Origin of the sequence: Streptomyces sp. DvalAA-14 (assembly GCF_900091855.1) — a bacterium.
Classification (GTDB): domain Bacteria; phylum Actinomycetota; class Actinomycetes; order Streptomycetales; family Streptomycetaceae; genus Actinacidiphila.
The window spans coordinates 1-3,737 of record NZ_FMCH01000534.1 but is presented as its reverse complement, the minus strand read 5'-3'; the positions used below and the strand labels follow the sequence as shown (position 1 = coordinate 3,737).

Annotated in this window: 2 protein-coding genes and 1 pseudogene; 2 read left to right on the top strand and 1 reads right to left on the bottom strand. The window is 74.7% G+C overall.

Annotated features, from left to right (window positions below; all coding sequences use genetic code 11):
- Nucleotides 1–985, bottom strand: a pseudogene (locus GA0115240_RS28625) (aminotransferase class I/II-fold pyridoxal phosphate-dependent enzyme); the annotation flags it as partial.
- Between the two features lie 171 nt (nucleotides 986–1,156).
- On the opposite strand from GA0115240_RS28625, the gene bioB reads away from it, so the two are divergent.
- Nucleotides 1,157–2,368: a biotin synthase BioB gene (gene bioB / locus GA0115240_RS28620; RefSeq protein WP_093741097.1), complete on the top strand. Its 1,212-nt coding sequence runs from the start codon at nucleotides 1,157–1,159 to the stop codon at nucleotides 2,366–2,368.
- A complete protein-coding gene (locus GA0115240_RS28615; RefSeq protein WP_093741095.1) occupies nucleotides 2,361–3,698 on the top strand; it encodes an adenosylmethionine--8-amino-7-oxononanoate transaminase in 1,338 nt (445 codons plus the stop codon). Before bioB ends, GA0115240_RS28615 begins: the two co-directional genes overlap by 8 nt.
- The last annotated feature ends 39 nt before the right edge of the window (nucleotides 3,699–3,737 follow it).

Here is a 3,737-nt window from a genome sequence, read left to right as displayed (position 1 = left end):
CGCGCGCACCGACACCACGCAGGCGTCGGGCGCGGCCGCGTCCAGGCCGGCCTCGGTCAGCAGCCGGTGGAAGTCGCGGGCGACCGCCCGTGACCTCCCCGCGCGCCACGGTTCGCGGCGCAGCAGCCGCAGCGCTCCGAGCGCGGCGCCGGCCGCCGCCGGGGCCAGGCCGGTGTCGAAGATGAAGGTGCGGGCCGCGTTGACCAGATGCTCGATGACGGCCGCCGGACCGAGCACCACACCCCCCTGCCGCGCCCAGCGCCTTGGACAAGGTGGCGGTGCAGACCACATCCGGCGCCCCGGCCAGTCCCGCCGCGTTCGCCGCGCCGCGTCCCTCCTCGCCGAGGACGCCGAGGCCGTGCGCGTCGTCCATCAGCAGTGCGGCGCCGTGCTCCCGGCAGGCATCGGCCAGCGCGGCCAGCGGCGCGGCGTCGCCGTCCACCGAGAACACCGTGTCGCTGACCACGACGGCCGCCCCCCGGTGGCCGTCCAGCGCCTTGCGTACGGCGTCGGGGTCGGCGTGCCGGACGACCTCGGTGGTGGCGCGGGAGAGCCGGCAGCCGTCGATGAGCGAGGCGTGGTTGGCGGCGTCGGAGACCAGCAGGGTGCCGGGGCCGGTGAGCGCGGTGACGGCGGCGAGATTGGCGGCGTAGCCGGAGGCGAACACCAGGGCCGCCTCGAAGCCGGTGAAGTCGGCCAGCGCCGCCTCGAGTTCGGCGTGCAGCGCGGTGCTGCCGGTGACCAGCCGGGAGCCGGTGGCGCCGGCCCCCCAGCGCAGGCACGCGTCGGCGCCGGCCCGGGTGACCTCGGGGTGCCGGGTCAGGCCCAGGTAGTCGTTGCCGGCCAGGTCGAGCAGCTCCGACTCGGCCGCCCGGGGGCGCAGTTCGCGGCGCAGCCCGGACGCCCGGCGGGTGCGGTCCTGTTCGGCGATCCAGCCGAAGGGATCGGCCGGCCCGGCGGGCCGGGCGGCCTGCGGGCCGTTCACGCTGGTCGCGCTGTTCACGGCGGTCCCCCTCGGGGCGGTTCGGGTGGTGGTCACCAGCAACGTACTGGGCCCGCGCCGTGCACAGGGTGTGGTGATGCACACACCCCGGGCCACCCGTGTTGTGCGGTCCGTCATTGGCCGCGGGCACCCCGGTAGGTGAAAATCGGCCCTATGGATCTGCTGACCGCACTGGTGGACAAGGGGCTGCGCCGCGAGCTGCCCACCCGGGACGAGGCGCTCGCCGTACTGGCGACGCCCGATGACGAACTGCTGGATGTCGTGGCCGCGGCGGGCAGAGTACGGCGCCGCTGGTTCGGCCGCCGGGTCAAGCTGAACTACCTGGTCAACCTCAAGTCGGGGCTGTGCCCCGAGGACTGCTCGTACTGCTCGCAACGGCTCGGCTCGCAGGCCGACATCCTCAAGTACACCTGGCTGAAGCCGGACGAGGCCGCCAAGGCCGCCGGGGCCGGAGTGGCCGGCGGCGCCAAGCGGGTCTGCCTGGTGGCCAGCGGGCGCGGACCGACCGACCGGGACGTGGACCGGGTCTCGCGCACCATCGAGGCGATCAAGGACCAGAACGAGGACGTCGAGGTGTGCGCCTGCCTCGGTCTGCTGTCGGGCGGCCAGGCCGAGCGGCTGCGGGCGGCCGGCGCCGACGCGTACAACCACAACCTCAACACCTCGGAGAACACCTACGGGGACATCACCACCACCCACACCTACGCCGACCGGGTGGACACCGTGCACCGGGCCCAGGCGGCCGGGCTGTCGGCGTGCTCCGGGCTGATCGCGGGCATGGGCGAGACCGACGAGGACCTGGTGGACGTGGTCTTCGGGCTGCGCGAACTCGACCCGGACTCGGTGCCGGTGAACTTCCTGATCCCGTTCGAGGGCACCCCGCTGGCCAAGGAGTGGAATCTCACCCCGCAGCGCTGCCTGCGCATCCTGGCGATGGTGCGGTTCGTCTGCCCGGATGTCGAGGTGCGGCTGGCGGGCGGTCGCGAGGTGCACTTGCGGACGATGCAGCCGCTGGCCCTGCACCTGGCCAACTCGATCTTCCTGGGCGACTACCTGACCAGTGAGGGGCAGGCCGGGCAGGCCGACCTCGACATGATCGCCGACGCGGGCTTCGAGGTGGAGGGCGCGCAGACCCGGACCCTGCCGGGGCACCGCGGCGCCGACGTCTGCGGATCGTCCGGGGACGCGGGCTGCGCTGCGGGCTGCGGGGGCCACGAGGGCGGCGCCTGCGGGTCGCACGAGCCGGCGGTGAGCGTGCCGGCGGCGCAGCCGGTACCGGCCGAGGAGGCGGCGCCGGGCGTCCGGACGGATCTGGTCGCGGTGCGCCGGCGCGGCGCCGGGACGGACCTGCCGCCCAATGCCTGACCCGTTGGCCGGCCTGCTCCCGTCACCGCGCGGGCCGCTGCCGACCGAGGTGCTGCTCGATCTGGACCGGCGGCATGTCTGGCATCCGTACGGCCCGATGCCCGGCAGCGGGCGGCCGCTGGTGGTGGAGTCGGCGGCCGGGGTCCGGCTGCGGCTGGCCGAGGCCGCCGAGGGCCGGACCGAACTGGTCGACGGCATGTCGTCGTGGTGGTCGGCGATCCACGGCTACCAGCACCCGGTGCTCGACGAGGCGGTGCGCGGCCAGCTGACCCGGATGAGCCATGTGATGTTCGGCGGGCTCACCCATGAGCCCGCGGTGCGGCTGGCGGCCCGGCTGGTGGAGATCACCCCGGAGCCGCTGCGGCACGTCTTCCTCGCCGACTCGGGCTCGGTGTCGGTCGAGGTCGCGGTCAAGATGTGCCTGCAGTACTGGCGTTCGCTGGGCCGGCCGGGCAAGCAGCGGCTGCTGACCTGGCGTGGCGGCTACCACGGCGACACCTGGCAGCCGATGTCCGTGTGCGACCCGGACGGCGGTATGCACCACCTGTGGTCCGGCGTATTGCAGCGGCAGGTCTTCGCGGACGCGCCGCCGCCCGGCTTCGACGCGCCCGCCGATCCGGCGTACGCCCGGCATCTGCGCGAGCTGATCGGACGGCACGCCGACGAGTTGGCCGCGGTGGTGGTGGAGCCGGTCGTGCAGGGCGCGGGAGGGATGTCCTTCCACTCCCCCGAGTATCTGAAGGTGCTGCGGGAGGCGTGCGACGAGCACGACGTCCTGCTGGTCCTCGACGAGATCGCCACCGGCTTCGGCCGGACCGGGCGGCTGTTCGCCGCCGGGCACGCCGGGATCTCCCCCGATGTGATGTGCGTGGGCAAGGCGCTGACCGGCGGCTATCTGACGATGGCCGCCGCGCTGTGCACCACGCGGGTGGCCGAGGGCATCTCCCGGGGCGAGGTCCCGGTGCTGGCGCACGGCCCCACCTTCATGGGCAATCCGCTGGCGGCGGCCGTCGCCAACGCGTCCATCGACCTGCTGCTCGACCAGGACTGGGCGGTGGAGGTCAAGCGGATCGAGTCGGGCCTGCGCGCGGGACTGGCCGGGGCGGCGGGCATCCCGGGCGTCCGCGACGTCCGGGTGCTCGGGGCGATCGGGGTGGTCCAGCTCGACCACGAGGTGGACGTGCCCGCGGCCACCCGGGCCGCGGTGCGGGCCGGGGTCTGGCTGCGGCCCTTCCGCGACCTCGTCTACACGATGCCCCCCTATGTGACCGGGGACGAGGACGTGGCCCGGATCTGTGCGGCGCTGCGGGAGGCCGCCGCCGCGGGGTGAGGAGCGGGGCGGCCCGCGGGCGCGCAGGCGGACGCACCG